General features: G+C 40.1%; 21 protein-coding genes and 1 riboswitch. Of the genes, 12 read left to right on the forward strand and 9 right to left on the reverse strand.

The genetic code is table 11. The features are described from left to right. Nucleotides 1-265 precede the first annotated feature (265 nt). Together RCP16_RS17065 and RCP16_RS17070 are read right to left on the reverse strand one after the other, a co-directional pair. Complete coding sequence (locus tag RCP16_RS17065; protein WP_069329590.1) at nt 266-442, reverse strand: aspartyl-phosphate phosphatase Spo0E family protein; 177 nt, start codon at nt 440-442, stop codon at nt 266-268. A 290-nt stretch (nt 443-732) separates the two neighbouring features. Further along, a complete protein-coding gene (locus RCP16_RS17070) occupies nt 733-1,149 on the reverse strand; it encodes a pyridoxamine 5'-phosphate oxidase family protein (protein ID WP_069329591.1) in 417 nt (138 codons plus the stop codon). A 238-nt stretch (nt 1,150-1,387) separates the two neighbouring features. After that, a riboswitch (TPP riboswitch) is annotated at nt 1,388-1,499 on the forward strand. A gap of 116 nt (nt 1,500-1,615) precedes the next feature. Between RCP16_RS17070 and RCP16_RS17075 the strand changes: the two genes are divergently transcribed. The 5 genes from RCP16_RS17075 to RCP16_RS17095 are packed head-to-tail and all read left to right on the forward strand — an operon-like array spanning nt 1,616 to nt 5,375. Next, nucleotides 1,616-2,656, forward strand: a complete 1,041-nt coding sequence (locus RCP16_RS17075; protein WP_308640887.1) for an ABC transporter substrate-binding protein — start codon at nt 1,616-1,618, stop codon at nt 2,654-2,656. 20 nt (nt 2,657-2,676) lie between these two features. Beyond that, nucleotides 2,677-2,967: an MTH1187 family thiamine-binding protein gene (locus RCP16_RS17080; protein WP_069329593.1), complete on the forward strand. Its 291-nt coding sequence runs from the start codon at nt 2,677-2,679 to the stop codon at nt 2,965-2,967. Between the two features lie 8 nt (nt 2,968-2,975). Further along, entirely contained in the window at nt 2,976-3,773 is a 798-nt protein-coding gene (locus RCP16_RS17085) for an ABC transporter permease (protein WP_069329760.1), read from the forward strand. After that, entirely contained in the window at nt 3,760-4,578 is an 819-nt protein-coding gene (locus RCP16_RS17090; protein WP_137224404.1) for an ABC transporter ATP-binding protein, read from the forward strand. Before RCP16_RS17085 ends, RCP16_RS17090 begins: the two co-directional genes overlap by 14 nt. Further along, nucleotides 4,578-5,375, forward strand: a complete 798-nt coding sequence (locus RCP16_RS17095) for a TatD family hydrolase (protein ID WP_308640888.1) — start codon at nt 4,578-4,580, stop codon at nt 5,373-5,375. Before RCP16_RS17090 ends, RCP16_RS17095 begins: the two co-directional genes overlap by 1 nt. A gap of 54 nt (nt 5,376-5,429) precedes the next feature. On the opposite strand, the gene RCP16_RS17100 is transcribed toward RCP16_RS17095, so the two are convergent. Next, nucleotides 5,430-7,751, reverse strand: a complete 2,322-nt coding sequence (locus tag RCP16_RS17100) for a response regulator (protein WP_308640889.1) — start codon at nt 7,749-7,751, stop codon at nt 5,430-5,432. A 259-nt stretch (nt 7,752-8,010) separates the two neighbouring features. Between RCP16_RS17100 and RCP16_RS17105 the strand changes: the two genes are divergently transcribed. Further along, nucleotides 8,011-9,471 (forward strand): MDR family MFS transporter, encoded by a 1,461-nt coding sequence (locus tag RCP16_RS17105; protein WP_308640890.1) that lies wholly within the window; start codon nt 8,011-8,013, stop codon nt 9,469-9,471. 57 nt (nt 9,472-9,528) lie between these two features. Next, entirely contained in the window at nt 9,529-9,678 is a 150-nt protein-coding gene (locus RCP16_RS17110) for a hypothetical protein (protein ID WP_308640891.1), read from the forward strand. An 89-nt stretch (nt 9,679-9,767) separates the two neighbouring features. Here the strand turns inward: RCP16_RS17110 and nfsA are convergent, their stop codons facing one another. The 5 genes from nfsA to RCP16_RS17135 form a co-directional block, all read right to left on the reverse strand. Continuing rightward, nucleotides 9,768-10,511, reverse strand: coding sequence for an oxygen-insensitive NADPH nitroreductase (nfsA, locus tag RCP16_RS17115; RefSeq protein WP_069329597.1), 744 nt, complete (start codon nt 10,509-10,511; stop codon nt 9,768-9,770). Between the two features lie 86 nt (nt 10,512-10,597). Next, complete coding sequence (locus RCP16_RS17120; protein WP_308640892.1) at nt 10,598-13,033, reverse strand: heavy metal translocating P-type ATPase; 2,436 nt, start codon at nt 13,031-13,033, stop codon at nt 10,598-10,600. A gap of 153 nt (nt 13,034-13,186) precedes the next feature. Then, nucleotides 13,187-13,399 (reverse strand): copper ion binding protein, encoded by a 213-nt coding sequence (locus RCP16_RS17125; protein ID WP_069329599.1) that lies wholly within the window; start codon nt 13,397-13,399, stop codon nt 13,187-13,189. A gap of 33 nt (nt 13,400-13,432) precedes the next feature. Further along, the gene (locus tag RCP16_RS17130; RefSeq protein ID WP_083243668.1) at nt 13,433-13,789 is read right to left on the reverse strand and encodes a metal-sensitive transcriptional regulator; all 357 of its coding nucleotides are present in this window, start codon (nt 13,787-13,789) and stop codon (nt 13,433-13,435) included. A 288-nt stretch (nt 13,790-14,077) separates the two neighbouring features. Continuing rightward, nucleotides 14,078-14,461 carry a response regulator gene (locus tag RCP16_RS17135; RefSeq protein WP_069329600.1) on the reverse strand — a complete coding sequence of 128 codons (384 nt, stop codon included), beginning with the start codon at nt 14,459-14,461 and terminating at the stop codon, nt 14,078-14,080. Nucleotides 14,462-14,507: 46 nt separating this feature from the next. Between RCP16_RS17135 and RCP16_RS17140 the strand changes: the two genes are divergently transcribed. Both RCP16_RS17140 and RCP16_RS17145 read left to right on the forward strand, forming a co-directional pair. After that, nucleotides 14,508-14,861: an Hpt domain-containing protein gene (locus tag RCP16_RS17140; protein ID WP_308640893.1), complete on the forward strand. Its 354-nt coding sequence runs from the start codon at nt 14,508-14,510 to the stop codon at nt 14,859-14,861. 138 nt (nt 14,862-14,999) lie between these two features. Beyond that, the gene (locus RCP16_RS17145; RefSeq protein WP_069329602.1) at nt 15,000-15,572 is read left to right on the forward strand and encodes a thymidine kinase; all 573 of its coding nucleotides are present in this window, start codon (nt 15,000-15,002) and stop codon (nt 15,570-15,572) included. Between the two features lie 161 nt (nt 15,573-15,733). Here the strand turns inward: RCP16_RS17145 and RCP16_RS17150 are convergent, their stop codons facing one another. Then, entirely contained in the window at nt 15,734-17,005 is a 1,272-nt protein-coding gene (locus RCP16_RS17150; protein ID WP_308640894.1) for a putative hexosyltransferase, read from the reverse strand. A 297-nt stretch (nt 17,006-17,302) separates the two neighbouring features. Here RCP16_RS17150 and RCP16_RS17155 point away from each other — a divergent pair, with 297 nt between their 5' ends. From RCP16_RS17155 to RCP16_RS17165, 3 genes are read left to right on the forward strand one after another with little or no spacing between them, the layout of a single operon-like run. Then, nucleotides 17,303-17,788 carry a hypothetical protein gene (locus tag RCP16_RS17155; RefSeq protein ID WP_083243671.1) on the forward strand — a complete coding sequence of 162 codons (486 nt, stop codon included), beginning with the start codon at nt 17,303-17,305 and terminating at the stop codon, nt 17,786-17,788. After that, nucleotides 17,785-18,015, forward strand: a complete 231-nt coding sequence (locus tag RCP16_RS17160; RefSeq protein WP_069329604.1) for a hypothetical protein — start codon at nt 17,785-17,787, stop codon at nt 18,013-18,015. Before RCP16_RS17155 ends, RCP16_RS17160 begins: the two co-directional genes overlap by 4 nt. Before the next feature lie 4 nt (nt 18,016-18,019). Continuing rightward, a complete protein-coding gene (locus tag RCP16_RS17165) occupies nt 18,020-19,372 on the forward strand; it encodes a glutathionylspermidine synthase family protein (RefSeq protein ID WP_308640895.1) in 1,353 nt (450 codons plus the stop codon). Nucleotides 19,373-19,375 lie beyond the last annotated feature (3 nt).

A 19,375-nucleotide genomic window follows, 5' to 3' on the forward strand; every position in this document is an offset into this window, starting at 1 on the left:
GATATGTATTATCAGCATGAATAACTCGCTTAACCATAGTTCATGCTGTTTTAAAACGATTACATTATATATTGTAATCTATTTATAGAATAGGCAAGATAAAGAAGAAAAGGCTACCAAAAGAAACGCATGATAGAATTGTATACTATCAGCTGATATATTTGAAGGGTTATTAGTTCTATTTTTTATGAAAATGATATTTATTTTACGAAAAATTCTATATTTTACATGATTGTGTTATGTTTCTTTTCATAAAATCTATACATTAAGGTATTAAAAAATCGGCATCTTGATCTTTATATTGAAAATACATATCTAAAATTCGATCTAATTGCTCGGACTGATCCAACACACGATAATCACGTACTCCGTGTTCTTCTGCCATCTGGTTCAGTATGCGGCGTTCCTGTTCGATCTGCTGTTCAATCTGTTTTAAATTCAAGGAAACCACCTCCAGTATAGTTCCTTTACAGTTCTACAATAAGAACTTTCAGTTTATTCCACCATCGGCATTTTACATGTTATGATCTAAAATAATTCTACTTATCTTTTTATACCTTATTTGGGCATACCTTATCAAGTTCCTCAAGTACCTATTTTATCCTTTTTTTGGAAATAAAAAGACGAAAAAACTCGGAATTTGAATTTTGCATTCATTTTACTTATTTCGCAAATTCAAATCCCGAGTTTTTTATACTATTACTGCCTATTTAATTCTTTTGAAAAAGAATATTATGCAGTCCAAGTTTGTTTGTTGCCATCTTTATCTGTATATTCAATCGTTTGTGGTTTGATATCTAGGATCACATAATCAGGATCTTCTGGACCGGAGAACCATTCTTTAAATTCTTCTTTCCAGACACGTTTTTTGAGTTCGTCGTCTGTAGATACAGAACTTACGCCTTCAATTTCAACAACTTGACTTGTGCCGCCTTTTTCATAACCCAACAATACATAACAGTTCGGATTTTTTTCTAACTCTTCGACTTTATGTGTTTTGCGGTTCGTCGCGAGATGAATATTTAAGCCTTCATTATATAGCGCCATATAACGTACTTTAGGTTTGTCATTTTCTACAGTACCTAGTGCACAAAATGGGTTACCTTCTAATGCAGTCAAAATTGCTTGTTCTTCAGCTGTTTTACTCATGATCAATCTCCTCCTGTATATAAACGTATGGGTGTATTCAATTTCTTAGTCTATGTATATCGAATAGATATGATAGAAAAAGATTGAATGGAACTTTATTAGTTACAAACTTCCGTATATGTAAATACCCTTAGACCGAGTTCCTGAACCGAAATAGATTGTCTATTGCTGATGACAACGCATTCTCTGTACTGGACAGTTGATACCCTCTGGTCTATAATTACAATGTAAAAAAACCGCATACGTACAGGGGAGCTAGTTGCAACTGGCTGAGAGTGTATTGTGATAAATACAGACCCTTATACCTGATCTGGATAATGCCAGCGTAGGAAAGTAACAAGTCGTTATATGCTGTATGTTGAGCTTATAATTGCACCTATGTCGTCCCGATGGGGGCGTTTTTTTTATGCCTTTTATCAAGTGAAGACCGATTCTACTATTTGATTGAACAGAAAGAAGGGTTAGGATGATTGGAAATAAAAAAGGGTGGCGGAAAAGCTTACCATGGTTAATGGTAGGTTTATTATGGATCACAACTGCATGTGGTTCAGCAGCAAGTACAACCAATACAACAGATGAAGCGGGCAATACATCTGCACTTAAAGATGTCAAAGTCGTTCTAGACTGGACACCTAATACAAATCATACCGGCTTATATGTAGCCCAAGCACAGGGCTTTTATAAAGAAGCAGGATTGAATGTCGAAATTATAGCGCCCGGACAAGGCGGAGCAGATACGATGGTCGCTTCTGGTGAAGTGCCTTTTGGAATCAGCTACCAAGAAAGTGTCACACAAGCTAGAGTACAAGGTGTTCCACTCGTCTCGCTTGCTGCTGTTATTCAACATAATACTTCTGGCTTCGCAGCACCTACAGATCGCGGGATCAAAACGCCTAAAGATATGGAAGGCAAATCCTATGGCGCTTGGGGCTCTCCTGTTGAAGAAGCTGTCATGAAATCAATTATGGACACGGACGGCGGCGATGTTAGCAAAGTTAAAAGTGTGAATATCGGGAATGCCGATTATTTTACAGCAGTACAAAAAGGAATCGACTTTGCCTGGATATTCTACGCATGGACAGGCATAGAAGCTGAACTTCGTGGTCAGCCGTTAGATATGTTATATGTTAAAGATTATTCTGACCAACTGGATTACTATACCCCTGTTATCGTAACCAATGAGAAGCAGATCTCTACCGATCCTGAATTGGTCAAATCATTTATGGCGGCAACCAGTAAAGGGTATGAATATGCGATTGCGCATCCAGACGAATCTGCGGATATCTTGCTCAAAGCTGTTCCTGATCTTGATCCTAAATTAGTAAAAGCCAGTCAAGAATGGTTATCTCCACGTTATCAAGATGATGCACCACGCTGGGGTGAACAAAAACAATCCGTCTGGGAAGGATATGCCAACTGGATGTTCAAGCAAAAATTGCTCGATAGTCCATTAGATGCAACTAAAGCCTACACCAATGATTATTTACCTGCGGCAACGACTAAATAGAGCATAAGGAGATGGATAGAATGGCACATACGTTACTCAGTATTCAAGTAATTCCCAAAACACAAGCAGGTGAGAACTCTTATGATTATGTAGATCGGGCGATTGAAGTAATTCAAGCATCCGGCGTGAAATATGAAGTGCATCCCCTCGAGACTACTATGGAAGGCGAACTTAGCGAATTGCTAGAAGTGGTTCGTCAAATGCATGAAGCTTTGGTGGAGAAAGGTAGTCCTAGTATCATTTCTCAGATCAAGATTGCACATAGTCCATCCGGTATCAGTATGGATGGATTGACCGAGAAGTACCGCTAATGTCTGCTATGAGATCATGGTGGAAAAGCATATGGCCGCCCCTGGGGGCGGTTGTTTTATTATTGGTCATCTGGCAATTGGCAACCAGTCTATTCCATATTGAAGCATGGATTCTGCCAAGTCCTGCGTTAATTGGACATGAAGCTTGGAGTGAAAAAGATCGACTGGGTCTGCATACGTGGGCAACTTTAAAGTTAACATTATCCGGTTTTAGTATCGGGGTCGCTGTAGGTCTACTGGTAGCAGGAGTACTTCATTACACTCCGTTTCTACGTTCAGCGCTATATCCGTTATTGATTTTGAGTCAAAATATTCCGACGATTGCACTGGGACCTCTACTTGTCATCTGGTTCGGATTTGGTATTTTATCCAAATTAATCGTGATTATTCTCGTCTGCTTTTTCCCGGTCACGATTGCGGCACTCAGCGGACTGGCTACAACCGATCGAACAATGCTCAATTATATGCAAATGATCGGTGCTTCCAAAAGCCAAATCTTTTGGAAATTAGAATTGCCTTTTAGCTTACCTTCGATCTTCTCTGGCGTAAAAATTGCAGCAACCTATAGTGTGATGGGTGCAATTATCGCAGAATGGATCAGCAGTAGTGAAGGAATAGGCTATTATATGATGTTACAGAAATCAGCATTCCGTACTGATCATATGTTTTTAGCGATTCTAGTCGTTGTCGCTATCAGTCTTTTGTTATTTATGATTATCAATCTTATTGAAAAATGGTCTATTCGTTGGCATCATCCTGCATCGATGCGTTCTGGCAAAGGAGGTTCCAAAGATGTCGATCAATAAATCTCAATCTTCACCTATCATCACGAACACTTCTACGCCACTGTTAGCATTACAACAGATCAGTAAATCTTTTGCACAAGGCAAGCAATCTTTACATGTGCTACAAGACATTTCTTTACATGTTGATCAAGGAGAATTTGTCTCGATTATCGGCCCTTCCGGTTCAGGTAAAAGCACACTGTTACAGATGATCGGTGGTGTCGTTCTTCCCGATCAAGGTGATATTCTGTTAGATGGTCAAAATATAACAGGACGTAAAGGATTAAGTGGCTATATGCCCCAACAACCGGCACTGATGCCATGGCGAACGATTCAGGATAATGTAATTCTAGCGCGCGAGGTTGCAGGCTTACCACGTAAAGAATCACTAGACTTAGCACGTCACTGGTTGGACAAAGTGGGATTGGGTGATTTTGCTTCTGCTTATCCTCATACTTTATCTGGCGGTATGCAGCAAAGAGTCGCTTTTCTTAGAGCATTGCTAGGTCCTCGTGACTTACTTTGTCTGGATGAGCCATTTAGTGCTTTGGATGCTTTTACACGCAGTGAGATGCAATCATGGTTGTTAAATATTTGGGAAGAGAATAGACGATCGGTTATTTTCGTTACGCATCATATTGAAGAAGCTTTGCTGTTGTCCGATCGCATCTATGTACTGTCTCGTCGTCCAGCGACCGTGCTACACAATATTGTTGTGCCTTTCCCGCGCCCAAGACGAGAAGAGATTACCGATGATCCAGCATTTATTGCTTTACGTAGACAACTGATGAATGCGATGCGTCATACAGACGAAGGTGATCTATGATGAATAAGGTCTATGCTCCATTGATAGATAGTCATATTCATCTGGATCAATATGATGATCCGAAGATTGAACAGATGATTCGGTCATTGGCTGATCTGAATATTCAATCTTTAATCAGCGTCTCAATGAATCTGTCTTCCTGTCAGCGCACAGAACAGCTTGCTCAGCGCTATCCGTCTATTGTTCAACCTGCGTATGGTTATCATCCAGAACAGCCTTTACCTGACGCTCAAGAGCTTCAGACGTTATTGTTGTGGATCGAACAGCGTATAGATCGACTGATTGCTATTGGGGAGATTGGATTACCTTATTATCGTCGGCTTGAAGCGATAGAACGTGGCGAGTTATTGGACGAGCAAGGATATCAAGATGTACTGTCTGCTTTGCTCCAATTGGCTGCTCGTTATGATAAGCCTGTGATCTTACATGCAGTCTATGAAGATGCTGCAATCGCTTGTGATTTGCTAGAGCAATATGGTGTTACCAAAGCACATTTTCATTGGTTCAAAGGATATCCTGAAACGATTCAGCGTATGATCCATAACGGTTACTCTATTTCATTTACACCGGATATCCAATATGAGCAGGAGATTCAGCAATTAGCAGCCGTATATCCTGCTCATCTCGTTATGGTTGAAACCGATGGGCCGTGGCCATTTGAAGGTTCTTTTGCAGAACAGATGACTCATCCTATGATGACTGCTGATGTATGCCGTGAATGGGCGAAGATTCAAGGACTAACGGAGAAAGAAGCACGTCAGATACTGTATCAAAACACACTATCTTTTTACACATAAAATAAGGCGCACTGTCCATTATGCGGACAATGTGCCTTATTATTTTACTGTAAATTATTTATTTTGTTCTTGAGTCTGCTCTTGTTCAGGTGAGCTGACTTGATCAGGCTGCTCCCAATCGGAAAGCCATACCAAAATAACAGATAACAACTGTTCTACATTCATCGGTTTGCTGATGTAATCAGATGCTCCTGCTTCAATACATAATTCACGATCATCTTTCATCGCTTTCGCAGTTAACGCAATAATAGGCAAGTCTTTCCACTTTTCCTCTAAGCGAATCCAGCGCATCGCTTCATATCCATCCATAATCGGCATCATCATATCCATCAATACAATATCTGTAGATTCGGCATGTAGAAGTGCAATCGCTTCTTCCCCATTTTGTGCACTACGAACATGCATCCCTTTGAGCTTGAGCACGCCTTCTAATGCAAAAATATTACGCAAATCATCATCAACAACCAGCACAGATTTGCCTTGTAATCGAGCTAACGAATCTTCTTGTTCTTCTTTGTCCATCCATGTTGGAGATACAGGCTTGGTCACAGGCTGTCCTTCTTCATTAATAGCAAGTGAAGGAAGGTATAATGTAAATGTACTACCTTTACCCAATTCACTTTGAACTGTTACATAGCCCCCCAGCAATTTGGAGAACTCACGACAAATAGATAATCCTAACCCTGTGCCTCCATACTGACGCTCTGTAGTACCATCTTCTTGCTGAAAAGCTTCAAAGATTAAACTTTGCTTATCTTCTTTGATTCCTATTCCAGTATCCGTTACCGAGATCGCTAACATATAATCCATCTGCTCAGGAATACTATATCCTTTAGCCACAATCGATTCATCTGCTAACGAAATATTGATTGTTACAGAACCTTTACTTGTAAATTTGAATGCATTAGAAAGTAGATTTTTCATGATTTGTTGTAATCTTTTCTCATCGGTATAGAAGACATCTGGCACATTTTCATTAATATGAGAATGGAATTCAATACCTTTTTGCTCTGCAATTTTGTCAAAGCTATATCCCATGACTTCAGGTAGATCATAGACCGCTACCGAATCACGTTGTACTTCAACCATCCCTGCTTCTACTTTAGATAAATCCAAAATATCGTCGATTAGGGTTAACAAATCTTGCCCGGATCGATTGATCACTTCTCCAAAATGTGGAACATCATCTTCTTCATGCTGTTTTTCTTTTTCACTAATCAATTGAGACAGAATTAAAATACTATTCAGTGGTGTACGTAATTCATGGGACATATTCGCTAAAAACTCCGATTTGTACCGAGAACTACGGCTCAATTCTTCTGAATACAATTGAAGTTCTTTTTGCGTGATCTGCAATTCTTCCGTTTTGATCTCAGCATAGTGATTACGTTCACGAAGCTGTTCATTGGTAGCTTGCAGTTCTTCTTGTTGGACTTGTAACTCTTCTTGTTGTGATTGCAGTTCTTCTGTTAGTGTCTGAGACTCACGTAATAACCGATCCACTTGCATCCGATTATCAATATTGTTCACAACCACACCAAAAGTATTAGCGATACGTTCAACCAGTTGTTCCTGTCTTTGCGAAAATCCATGAATTGTTCCTAATTCAATGACAACGACTGTACGATTTTCAAATAAGATGGGCACAATCATAATTTCTTGAATAGGAATAACGGTTGCACCTGTCTGAATACGTATCGGGTGATCCGATGGAGCTTTCATGATATGAGTCTGTTTTTCGAGGGCCGTTTGTCCAATAATACCTTCACCAAATTTAAATGCATGAACTAGATCAGGCACATCGCTGTAGGTAGCATAAGACGCTTTTCTTTTTAATAATTCAATTCCATTTTCTTCTTCACAAAAATAAAAAATACCATATGCTGATTCTACAGCAGGTGTTAATTCATGAATTAATCGATCTGCTAGATCATCGATTGCATTTACATTGCGATAGACATTTCCAATATGAGCCAATTGAGTCTGGATCCAATTGCTTTCTTCGATATGCTTATTAAATTCACTTGCTTGATGAGTATGCGCTTCTAACGCTTCAGACATTTTATTAAAAGCTGTAGCAATATTACCAATTTCACCGCTAGCTGTAACATGTAGACGTGGCAAAGGTTGAGACGTATCAAAATCGATCTGTTCCATCACTGTCGTGACTTGTTTTAACTGACGGGTCGTTCTTCTGATCGTCCAAAATGCGATTCCCACTCCAACTACGATAAGAAGAATAGATAACAGAGCAACAACCATTCCTGTACCTGTAAATGAGCCATTCTGAAATATAATAAATTCAATAACCATGAATATAATAGCTATTGTTAAAACAATGCTAAATCCAAAGATTTGTTGGTTTTTGTAATTCATTCGTTAGACAATCTTCCTCTCTGTTGTGCCATCTTAATGTTTGTATAGAAAGATATTCATACTCTATCAAGAATACGCTAAATTCCAGCAATTGTCTCGATTTAATACAATCTTTTTTGTAAAAATTGGTTGACTCACTACAAGTGTTCGTATGCTTCAAATGTCTTGACGTTCCTTTTATTCTGATATACGATGTGCAGTGCTTCAAATAACTCTCTTTTCGTTAATAATAAACATCTTGATTCAGGAAGAAGGAACAATGTACATGTCCAAAGCAACCAATCGGTCTATGGTTACTATAGGTCTGCTTGCAGCCCTGTTTATTGGTGCCCTAGATTCTACAGTAGTCAGTACAGCATCACCGCGCATTATTTCTTCACTCGGTGGACTGAACCTTATTAGTTGGATCTTCTCTATTTATACATTAACCACATGTATCGCCACGCCTATCTTTGGTAAGCTCGGTGATTTATTTGGTCGTAAATCTATTTTTGCGATAGGACTTGGAGTATTCGTGCTGGGTTCGATCATGTGTGGATTTGCTAACTCGATGACTGAATTGATCTGGTATCGTGCGATTCAAGGGATTGGCGCAGGAGCACTTACTCCGGTAACCTTTACCATCGTAGGCGATCTGTATCCCGGTAAAGAACGTGCCAAAGTACAGGGATTATTCTCATCGGTATGGTCTGTAGCCGGGCTGTTTGGTCCATTAGTTGGTGGTTATTTCGTCGATTATATCTCCTGGCGCTGGATTTTCTTTATCAATTTACCTGTAGGTATTATCGCTATTTTGTTTATCTTTATTTATTTCCACGAATCTTTTGAGAAAAAGCAGAAGTCGATCGATTATGCAGGAGCCATTACGTTTACGATCGGAATGACCGCTTTGTTGTTAGCCCTTTTAACAGGTGGAGAAGAATATGCTTGGAGTTCACCGATAATTATAGGTTTATTTGCGGTGACTGTTATTTTTATGGCTTTATTCCTACGGATTGAACAGCGTGCAGCTGAACCGATGTTACCGTTATCGCTGTTTCACTCACGTATTTTATCTATTCCTTATGTGCTTGGTTTCTCTACACGATGGATGGTCATGGGTGTAACGGTGTATTGTGCACTCTGGATACAAGATGTATTCGGCTATAGTGCTACGAGTGCTGGACTGGCTCTAATGCCGATGTCGATTGCCTGGCCTGTCGCTTCTACGTTAGCCGGACGCTGGATGTACAAAGTAGGCGCCAAATTACTGATTGTACTTGGATCAGCATTGGTTGTAGGCGGTAGTCTATGGCTAGCTGTTATGCATGCTCAATCTTCTTACGGTGTGATCGTAGGTTCATTGATTCTGATTGGACTGGGCATGGGCTTTATTGTGACTCCATCACTGGTTATTATTCAGGGCGCTGTCGGCTTCCAGATGCGTAGTGTAGCAACGTCTACCAATACGTTAATGAACTCGCTTGGACAGACGATTAGTGTAGCTGTATTCGGTATGGTATTTAATGCAATGGTGACGACAGGTACCCCCTCTCAATTAGCATCTGGAATTCATTATGTATTTATATTGATGTTTGCTGTATCGATATTGAATCTGATTGTCGCTCTGTTCTTACCTTCTAGTAAACAATTATTTCAGGCGATTCGAGAGCATGAAGCACCTACTGTTCATCCGACTCCCAATCAGTCCAATGCTAAGCCAGCACTGGAACGTTCTTAATAAACTCGATACACTTAAAAAAGTTCTACACGACTTTAATAGAGGAGTGTTTGCTCCATGATCATCGATTGGGAAAAATGGAAAGAACTACAGTGGAAATTGCTAAAGTATTGGCTGGCTATACCTCGCATTGTACGGTTATCTGCTCTTCTTTTCACGATGCTTATCATTTCTATATTAGGTTGGTTCAAAATATTAGCTGAATAAAACATAAAAAACCGTTATCGTGGACTCTTCGTGAGAACAATCGATAACGGTTTTTCACTATATTATGATGTAAAATCACGATATTACAATTAACGTTTATTGAATCCTTTGCGTTCTAAAAATGATTTTAATTGCATCCGTGAAGGAGCCGTCATTTTCTCAGCCATCAAAGCTGACCATGGTGCACTTTTGGCTCCACCTGTACGTTCAGACAAATAACGAACCATCGTGTCATCGTACTCTTTCATTGCTTCTAAAGTTGTATCTGCTTGATAGGATTCACGATGCAAGATCGCTTTCTGTGGTAAGCGTGGACGAATACCCGGCTCTTGATTCGGATAGCCTAGACACATGCCATAGATAGGGTACACATGATCCGGTAAGTCTAAGAAATCAGACACTTCTTCGATATGGTTACGAATCCCACCAATATAGACTACACCAAGTCCTAAAGACTCTGCGGCTATTGCGGCATTCTGTGCAGCTAAAGTAACATCTACGGTTGCCACGATAAAGTTTTCTGCGGCATCACCATAAGATTCAGCTTCAGGCATATGCTGTTGAACCGCATTTTCCAAGCGATACATATCTGCACACCATACTAGAAATACAGGGCATTGCTCAATATACGGTTGGTTCCCTGCAAGCACAGATAGCTTGGACTTACGCTCTGGATCTGTAATGGCAATCACACTATAAGCTTGCACATTACTAGAACTAGATGCCATTTGCCCAGCAGCAACAATCGCTTCTAATTGTTCTTCGGTAACGGGATCAGATTTATAGCTACGAATCGAACGGTGCTTCATTAATAAAGAAATAGTATCATTCATAAATAGGAACACTCCTGTCTACTAATCATTTATAACTAACTAATTATATATAACTATTATCATATTAATTAGTACTAAATGCAAGTTTATAATAATTTGATTCGTTGTAAACGTAACGCATTTAATACCACCGATACGGAACTAAAAGCCATTGCTGCCCCGGCTAACCATGGAGCTAACAAACCTAGGGCAGCAATAGGAATACCAATAACATTATAAGCAAGCGCCCAGAATAGATTTTGGCGAATATTACGAATCGTCCGGCGACTGAGCATAATCGCATCGGCAATCCCGTTCAGATCTCCACGCATTAAGGTAATATCTGCCGCTTCCATCGCTACATCGGCTCCTGTACCAATCGCAATCCCTGTATTGGCTGTTGCCAAAGCAGGAGCATCATTGATCCCATCTCCTACCATCGCTACAATACGACCTTCTTGTTGCAAACGGCTAATCTCGGCAGCTTTACCTTCAGGCAGTACACCTGCCAATACGTGATCGACACCTGTTTGGCTAGCAATCGCTTGAGCGGTACGTTCATTGTCGCCTGTAATCATAATCACACGTAAGCCCATTTGTTTGAGACGAGCTATTGCTGCTTGTGATGTTTCTTTAACCGTATCCGCTACAGCAATCCAGCCTGCGTACTGACCGTTAATAGCAGTTAACATCACTGTTTTACCCTGCTGTTCAACTTCTTGAATCTCTGCTTCAAGATAATCTACATCAATCTGCTGAGATTGCAACAATTGACGAGTTCCGATCCATAGCGATTGTTGCCCTGTCGTTGCATGTATACCCTTGCCGGGTATCGCTTCAAAGGTATCTACATGAACAGGTGTTAATCCACGATCTTTGATCCCTTGTACAATGGCTCTAGCTAATGGATGTTCAGAAGCTGATTCCGCTCCCGCTACCCATGTTAACCATTGATCTTCTGAAATCTGTTCGTGATGATTAGCAAATCGAAGGTCTGTTAAAATAGGCTCACCACGTGTAATCGTTCCTGTTTTGTCTAATACAACTGTATCTACTTTGTGTGCCGCTTCTAAATGCTCTCCACCTTTGAACAAAATACCGTATTCAGCAGCTCTACCTGAACCTGCCATAATCGAAGTCGGTGTAGCTAGCCCTAGTGCACATGGACAAGCGATAACCAGTACCGCAATTGCTTTTTCAAGTGCTCCACTAAAATCACCGGGCGTTACACCCCAGAACCAGATTGCAAAGGTTAATAACGCAATACCGACTACAATCGGTACAAAAATACCTGAAATCACATCAGCTAGACGCTGAATCGGTGCTTTGGAGACTTGAGCTTCTTCTACAACACGAATAATCTGAGACAGCGCAGTTTCTTTGCCAATATGAACAGCACGGAACTTAAGTCGTCCATTCTGATTAATAGTGGCTCCGATCACCTGATCACCGACCGTTTTTTCGACAGGTAGACTTTCTCCGGTTAACATCGATTCATCAATAGAAGAATGCCCTTCGACCACTTCACCATCAACTGGAATCTTTTCACCCGGTTTGACAATAATAATATGGCCAACTTGCACATCATCGACTGGAATCTCTACTTCTTCTCCATCGCGATCAATCCGAGCAGTTACAGCTCGTAAGCCCATCAAGCTACGTATCGCATCCGAAGAACGTCCTTTGGCACGATGTTCAAACCATTTGCCTAGTAAAATCAATGTAATCAAGATCGAACTCACTTCAAAATACAATTCTATCGTCGTTCCTGGTACCACCAACGAACGGATAATGAGAAATAAACTATAAAAGTAAGCAGCTGATGTTCCCAATGCTACTAGTACATCCATATTGGCGCTTCCGCTACGCAATGCTTTGTAAGCACCCACATAGAAAGCTCCTCCAATAATAAATTGAACCGGTGTAGCAAGTATTAATTGTACCCATGGATTCATTAAGAACATCGGTACACCAATCCATGATGTCACGCTAAAATGACCGAACATCGCCCACAGTAAAGGCAGTGATAAGATCGCCGAAGCGATTAATTTCCACTTTCGCACAGTGGCTTCATGTGCTCGTCGTTGTTGAAGACCTTCTTCTTTTTTGGGAGATGCGGTATAGCCTAGCTTTTCGACTTTGCGTATAATATCGGTTGTTTCTAGACTACCCGGCGTATATTGAACTCTGGCGGTTTCCAGCGCCAGATTTACATTGACTGATGAGACGCCCTCCATCCGCTTGATTCCTTTTTCAATTCTTGTAGCACAAGCTGCACAGGTCATACCTGCAATATCCAGATCGACAGTTTCTTTCAGTGATTGATAACCCAATTGTTCGATTTTCTGTTCCACTTGTTCTTTATTTACTGTAGATGGGGTATAAGTGACAGAAGCTCGTTCAAGAGCTAGATTCACATTCACTTCTTCTACCCCGTCAAGACGACCCAATCCTTTTTCGATCCGTGTTGCACAAGCAGCGCAAGTCATGCCACCAATTTGTAATGTTAATTGCTTGGTCTGATCTTCTGATGATGCGTTCATGCTAATAACCTCCCTTTTCGATATGATTCTTTATTTCATAATACCCCTATAGGGTATTTATATTTCCAAAAAAAGTTGCCCAAAGGATCACTAAGGGCAACACATTCACTTCATTTCAACATACATAAATCAGTATACAGCTCTATCGTTCTATTAACCGCCTGTGGAGATAACGTCATATCCTTGTTCTTCAATCGCATCAGTCAATTTCATGATATCCACTTGATCTGCATCGTATTCGATATCTACAGACTTCGCTTCCAAATTCACTTTGCCTTTAGCACCAATTTCTTGCAGTGCTCCTTCTACCGCTTGAACACAGTGATTACAAGACATACCTTCTACTTCTAATTTGATCGTTGCCATGATTATTTCCTCCTTCAAAAAGTTATGATTATATTATTTCAATAATTTATTAATCGTTATCAATAGCTCGTCAATCACTTCATTCTCGCCGGCTTCGATTCGCTCCACTACACAGCTCTTCATATGCCCTTCTAACAACAATCTACCCACCGAATTCAATGCGGATTGGGCAGCTGCAATCTGATTCAGTACATCATCACAATACGTATCTTTCTCGATCATGCCTTTGATCCCGCGAATCTGTCCTTCCACACGATTAAGACGGCGAATCATATTACTTTTCATCTCATCTGAATGGTGACTGTGCCGAACCTCTCCCGGGCTATGGTCGCAAGATTCACGATGTTCCTGAGGTGAACCTTCAATATTCAGATGATCCATCTTCTCCATAAAGTAGCCCCCTGTAATCATTTATAATCCCATCTTAACATACCCCCATAGGGTATTCAAGTATTAATTGATATTTTATTTTTTTAGGTATATATATTTATTTTATTGGACAAACAAAACAGCCTACTGAAAATAAATAGGCTGCTGCTTCTCCATCTTTTTTTACTATAGTCTTCATTTTAAAATGGTTCAGACAGTTCTTTTATAAAGTATCCTGATCTAAACGATACAAAACATCCTGTCTATTTCCTTTAAATTTATGCTAAAATGTACCCTGTAAAAGCGTTTTTATGATTGATCTATTCCTCTGTCTAAATGATCCAATACTCGCTCGATCAATTGTGCAGGATCGATTGGTTTTGTCATGAAATCAATTGCCCCCATACGCATACCACGAATGACCATTTCAGAACGAGAATCACCTGACAATAGTAACACAGGTATATCTTTGGTAGCTGGTTTGTTTTTAAGATTTTCTAGTACATGCAGTCCGTCTACATCCGGTAGATGAATATCTAAAATAATCAAATCATACCCTGTAATACGCGAAGGGATTTTCAAAAAGTCACCAGCATCCTCATATGATTCTACGATTACATCTTCTGTTTCCAACAATTGCTTAATCAACAATGTAAATGGAGCGCTATCATCAATAATAACTATTTTTTTCATGAAACGGTTACACGTCCTTTGCAGAAAAATAGGGAGGGAAAGATTCATGTCAAAAGCAGATCGGTATCAACAGATCATTCAGCAAACTAGAATTCGATTTTTGGCGGATGCTTCTCTCAAAATGCAAGATTTACACCATCGCTTCGAAGATTATGATCACGGGCGATTGTCAGCAGATCATCGTACATTACCTGATGCGATTCATCGTCATGCCCATGCTATCAAAGGATTGGCACTTACGCTCTCGTACGAAGGTATCGATCATATCTGTGAAGAAATCCTTAACTTCATTCTATACCAACCAGATCATGTATGGACAGCAGAAGATATCCAGTATTTACGCCAAATGGTAACTACGCTCGATGGATTATTAACAGAAGCTTCTTCTACGCAAGCATAAGAGTAGTCTAGTGGCTCATACTCGTTCTTGGATTTGTTGTTTTTTCGTTGGATTTTAAATTGGTCTCTCCCTCTAATTCCTGCTACAATAGATCACGCTGACAGAAAGAACGATCTACAGAAAGGGGTATTATGACCATTGGCACAGTTATTTTTTAAGCATGGTGCAATGAACAGTGGGAAGTCTATTGAGATTCTTAAAGTGGCCCACAATTATGAGGAACAGGATAAACATGTTCTGATTTTTACATCTGCGCTAGATAATCGCGATGAGACCGGTTATGTCTCTTCTCGCATTGGTGTACGTCGTCAAGCGATTGCTATTCACGATGATACGGATATCTACAGTATTGTCAAAAATTATTCCCCTAAGCCTTCATGTGTATTAATTGATGAATGCCAATTTATGAAAAAAGAAGCGATTTTGCAACTGGTACGCATCGTGGATGAATTAAGTATCCCTGTGATGGGTTTCGGTCTCAAAAACGATTTTCAAAATAATCTGTTTGAAGGTAGCCAGTATATGCTACTGTATGCGGATAAAATCGAAGAAATGAAAACGATCTGCTGGTTCTGTGAACGTAAAGCCATTATGAATCTGCGGGTCAAAGATGGTAAACCTGTGTATACAGGCGAGCAAATTCAAATTGGTGGTAACGAAAGTTATTATCCGGTGTGTCGCAAATGCTACAATAATCCTCCGATTGAATAGATCGCTACGGATTGGTTATTAGAGAATCTGAATTTAGTATGTAAGCTTCCACCAAGTTGATAAACGCCCACAGACATGATGTTTGTAGGCGTTTTTTGATTTATTGAGAAGCAAACCACTGTAAAGCACGCTTTTCTAATAGTAATAAGATTATTTAAGTATCAGTTATTTGTATCTACCAACACTATTCCTCTACTCGTACTTCGCATATCCCGATACATTAACCATCCGATCCATAGCAAAATAAAAATATGAATCCATACGACGACCATACCAGAAAGTTGCGGAAGGTTGCTTGTGAGTACACCCCATAGATTATACGTAATCGTTACACTCAATACGCATGCGATCGCAATCCATTTACGATCCAGCATTGTCACCAGCAAGATCAAGATTAACGCAGGAATACTGTAGCGTTCGTGAATTTCCGTAGGTAGCATAAAAAAGGCAAAGGATATCCATGCACCGGCTTTGAGTAAAATAGCTGTTGTAATCGTACGGCATTTCCAGAGGTAGATACCTGTATAGATCACAGCTAATAGCAACAATATAAATCCTAGATTACGTAATGAAATGATGTTCCAGAGCTTTGCTGTATCGCTTGTTGTTGGAACCGTACCTACGACATAAAACCAGATATTGAGTGCATTCAATGTCACTTGAGTGTACAAGCCTACTGCACTCATATACGCGCTTTTGAACATCGCTTGTAATCCGCCATAAGAAGCAAAATAAATAGCGACCCCTATTACAGGAATGACGGCACCTATCGTCATATGGATCAAAGGCTTGATATTACGTTGCCACAGAGATTTCAATAGATACAATCCAAACACAGGAGCAATCACAATTGCCTGCAATTTGGTTAATAATGCTAAAACAAAGAGTATTCCTGCTAAAATAGGCGACGCTAGAAAGGTTAATAAGGCTCCAGCCATCAACATCCCATTCAAAATATCCACTTGTCCCCAGATCGAGCTATTCACAATCAGTGCTGGATTCAGGACAAACAGACACAGTAGCCCCCAACGAACAATCGCCTTTTCTTTCCCTAGCGACCAGCCAAATACAGCTATGCCTGCAACCAGATCCAGTACAATTAATAATGATTTGAAAGACAATTGACCCGCTTGAATCGTGATTCCAAATCCATGCAAAAAAGCAGCATAACTCTGCATAAATAACAAAAATAGTGGTGGGTAGTTAATATTGGGATCATGTATATAGACTGTACCCAGCCCATATTTTCGTAAGGCATTCATCCATTGTACAAATAAATTCTGATCACTCATAAATCCAGCATAACGGCTTCCTAGCCATAACCTTAACCCTAGTCCTACTGACAGTAATAGCAAAAATAACAGCCATTCTATCCATAGAGACATGGACAGACGTTGTTGCTTACGAGTGTGTCTATAGAGTCGATCTGTCATCAGTCATACCTCCTTGTATCGTTACAAAAGTGGCAGACGTTGTTCCAAGAAAATAAGGCAATATGGATCGTCTCTACCTTATTCACAAACGTTGTTAGGCTCATTATACAAGCAAGCCTTTGCGGTTTGCGAATTTGTTATTCATATTCTTGACTTTGCGTGATACAGAGCCGATTACACGAAATATTTGTTCCTATTTGCAAAGAAATCGGTATACTGGAAAATGTGCATCTTTTTACAAATTACGACGTAAAAGGAATAGTCTAGTGATACATTATTCAAAAGGGAGTGAACGCTATGTATTATCCTCTGCGATATATCGAATGGTCAGAGGCCAAACAAGCTGAAATCGGCGAAGTGCATCACATACATTCGTTGTCACAAGAAGAATTATTCGTACATAAATTAGTAGATGCCGTAAAGTTAAATGATCGCATATGGGTTCATGTCTCTCATGAGTCTGTCGATCATGAGAAGCATACGATCTATCTGCGTCCATTTGCAGAAGAATTACCGTCTACGTATCAGCGCAGTCTGGCGACCACGATCAGCGGGCAAAAAGATTATCCAAGCGGTCTGTCACCTGAATACTGGCTTTGGGATGGCAAAGCCTTTCAACGTCGTCATGCGATAGATTCCTATGTCGCTCCGCTTGATCTTGCTCTTCGCTTATTGGATCACTATTTGGTACAGCAAGATATCACTTACGATATTTTGTACACCGTACTGGATGCAGATCGGCAGAAAGTGATGATTTTTTTAAGTGAGGTGAACGAATCATGAATAATCGTACCAAAATGATCGCTTTCTCGTTAATGCTAGCTGTTCCTGCAACCCTTTCTGGTTGTGGCAATGATTACGACGACGATTGTCAGTATGATCAGAACGGCAATGCGTATAACTGTAATACCCACAGTAGCTATTACGGTGGCTCGTCGTATTCGAAAAAAAGTAGCTCCCATAGTGGCTTCGGCAGTGGTGGAGTTAGTGGTTTCTTTTCTGGAGGTTAAGTAGATGCGACAGACACGCGCTCTTCCCTATACACGAGCACAATTATTTACCCCTCGGATTGAACAACAGGTGCCGTATCATATGATGTATGAGAAACCTTACTGCTTAACAGCGCTCACGCTGTATAAAGATTACGAATTAGAACAATTACGAGTCGGTTCTGAAAATGTAGATCATCTGTATCGCAAAACATTACAGTTTGTACAAGAACATTTGCCAGATGAATATCTATTGCAACAATTAGGCATTCATCCTGCATTGATCGAAAGCGCAAGACAAGCTATTCCTATCGATGGATTTACTCGCTTAGATTGGATTATTAGCTCTCAAGGTGAGCTGAAATGTATCGAAAATAATACAGATACCCCAAGCGGTATACCTGAAGTTGCTTTTTTAGAACAGGAATTGTTGCGTTATGCACCTGATCTACAACCTGCTTCAAAGCAGATGAATAATTGTATTCGTCAAATGTTCAAGCAATCCGTTGATTATTATGAACAGCAGGGATTGGGGAGAATCATCCATTTCACCAGTTACGACTGGCATGATGAAGATCGTGCAAATACGTTATATATGATGGAGCAGTGTCTAGCGCTAGGTATTGAAGCGAAGTATATCCCTTTGGAACAATTGAAGATTGTCCCTGGTGAAGGGCTGTATCATGATGTAGAACGTATTTCTATTCTATATCGCTTGTATCCATTAGAGTATCTGGTCGAAGATAGGGAAGCTGATTCAGGTCGACTGGTGGGTGAAGATTTATTGCAATTGGTGAACATTGGGAAGCTAGGTCTACTCAATCCAACGCAACATATTTTAACGCAAAGTAAAGGATTTATGGCTACGATCTGGTCGTTATATGAACGCAATGCACAGATGGCAGAATATACGGGATTCACTTTATTTACAGCCCAAGAATGTGAATGGATTGAGCATTATTTATTACCGACGTATTTTACAGATCAAGTCTTTATAGAACAACAGATTCCCTATGTGGTCAAAGGTTTTTTTGGACGTGAAGGCTTAGGCACACATCTGATCGAACAACCCGAACAACATTCGGTAGCTGTATCTGAATCCCCTATTATTGATTCTAATGCTATACCTACAGAAGCCGAAGAGATTGCCGCTTATTATGAAGATCAACCCAAAATCTATCAACAATTGCACCCTATGGAACCTGTATCTGTCACAACGACTGAGGGAACATTTGATGGTTATTTGTTAACAGGTGCTTTTGTTATCGGTGGTCAGTTTGCAGGATTACTTCCTCGTATTGGAGGCAAAGTCACCGATAATCTGGCTTGCTACTGTGCAGCGGCTGTTGATCCATCTATATCAGATCGATCACACTAAATT

It is taken from the genome of Paenibacillus nuruki (assembly GCF_963311185.1).
In the GTDB taxonomy this organism is placed as follows: domain Bacteria; phylum Bacillota; class Bacilli; order Paenibacillales; family Paenibacillaceae; genus Saccharibacillus; species Saccharibacillus nuruki.

What these genes read in the sequence shown, in the direction of transcription:
- RCP16_RS17135 (WP_069329600.1), bottom strand. Translation starts at nt 14,461, where the DNA reads ATGAAAAAAATAGTTATTATTGATGATAGCGCTCCATTTACATTGTTG.
- RCP16_RS17110 (WP_308640891.1), top strand. Translation starts at nt 9,529, where the DNA reads ATGATCATCGATTGGGAAAAATGGAAAGAACTACAGTGGAAATTGCTA.
- RCP16_RS17085 (WP_069329760.1), top strand. Translation starts at nt 2,976, where the DNA reads ATGAGATCATGGTGGAAAAGCATATGGCCGCCCCTGGGGGCGGTTGTT.
- RCP16_RS17165 (WP_308640895.1), top strand. Translation starts at nt 18,020, where the DNA reads ATGCGACAGACACGCGCTCTTCCCTATACACGAGCACAATTATTTACC.
- RCP16_RS17155 (WP_083243671.1), top strand. Translation starts at nt 17,303, where the DNA reads ATGTATTATCCTCTGCGATATATCGAATGGTCAGAGGCCAAACAAGCT.
- RCP16_RS17075 (WP_308640887.1), top strand. Translation starts at nt 1,616, where the DNA reads ATGATTGGAAATAAAAAAGGGTGGCGGAAAAGCTTACCATGGTTAATG.
- RCP16_RS17150 (WP_308640894.1), bottom strand. Translation starts at nt 17,005, where the DNA reads ATGACAGATCGACTCTATAGACACACTCGTAAGCAACAACGTCTGTCC.
- RCP16_RS17105 (WP_308640890.1), top strand. Translation starts at nt 8,011, where the DNA reads ATGTACATGTCCAAAGCAACCAATCGGTCTATGGTTACTATAGGTCTG.
- RCP16_RS17130 (WP_083243668.1), bottom strand. Translation starts at nt 13,789, where the DNA reads ATGGAGAAGATGGATCATCTGAATATTGAAGGTTCACCTCAGGAACAT.
- RCP16_RS17100 (WP_308640889.1), bottom strand. Translation starts at nt 7,751, where the DNA reads ATGAATTACAAAAACCAACAAATCTTTGGATTTAGCATTGTTTTAACA.
- RCP16_RS17140 (WP_308640893.1), top strand. Translation starts at nt 14,508, where the DNA reads ATGTCAAAAGCAGATCGGTATCAACAGATCATTCAGCAAACTAGAATT.
- RCP16_RS17125 (WP_069329599.1), bottom strand. Translation starts at nt 13,399, where the DNA reads ATGGCAACGATCAAATTAGAAGTAGAAGGTATGTCTTGTAATCACTGT.
- nfsA (WP_069329597.1), bottom strand. Translation starts at nt 10,511, where the DNA reads ATGAATGATACTATTTCTTTATTAATGAAGCACCGTTCGATTCGTAGC.
- RCP16_RS17095 (WP_308640888.1), top strand. Translation starts at nt 4,578, where the DNA reads ATGAATAAGGTCTATGCTCCATTGATAGATAGTCATATTCATCTGGAT.
- RCP16_RS17070 (WP_069329591.1), bottom strand. Translation starts at nt 1,149, where the DNA reads ATGAGTAAAACAGCTGAAGAACAAGCAATTTTGACTGCATTAGAAGGT.
- RCP16_RS17160 (WP_069329604.1), top strand. Translation starts at nt 17,785, where the DNA reads ATGAATAATCGTACCAAAATGATCGCTTTCTCGTTAATGCTAGCTGTT.
- RCP16_RS17120 (WP_308640892.1), bottom strand. Translation starts at nt 13,033, where the DNA reads ATGAACGCATCATCAGAAGATCAGACCAAGCAATTAACATTACAAATT.
- RCP16_RS17080 (WP_069329593.1), top strand. Translation starts at nt 2,677, where the DNA reads ATGGCACATACGTTACTCAGTATTCAAGTAATTCCCAAAACACAAGCA.
- RCP16_RS17090 (WP_137224404.1), top strand. Translation starts at nt 3,760, where the DNA reads ATGTCGATCAATAAATCTCAATCTTCACCTATCATCACGAACACTTCT.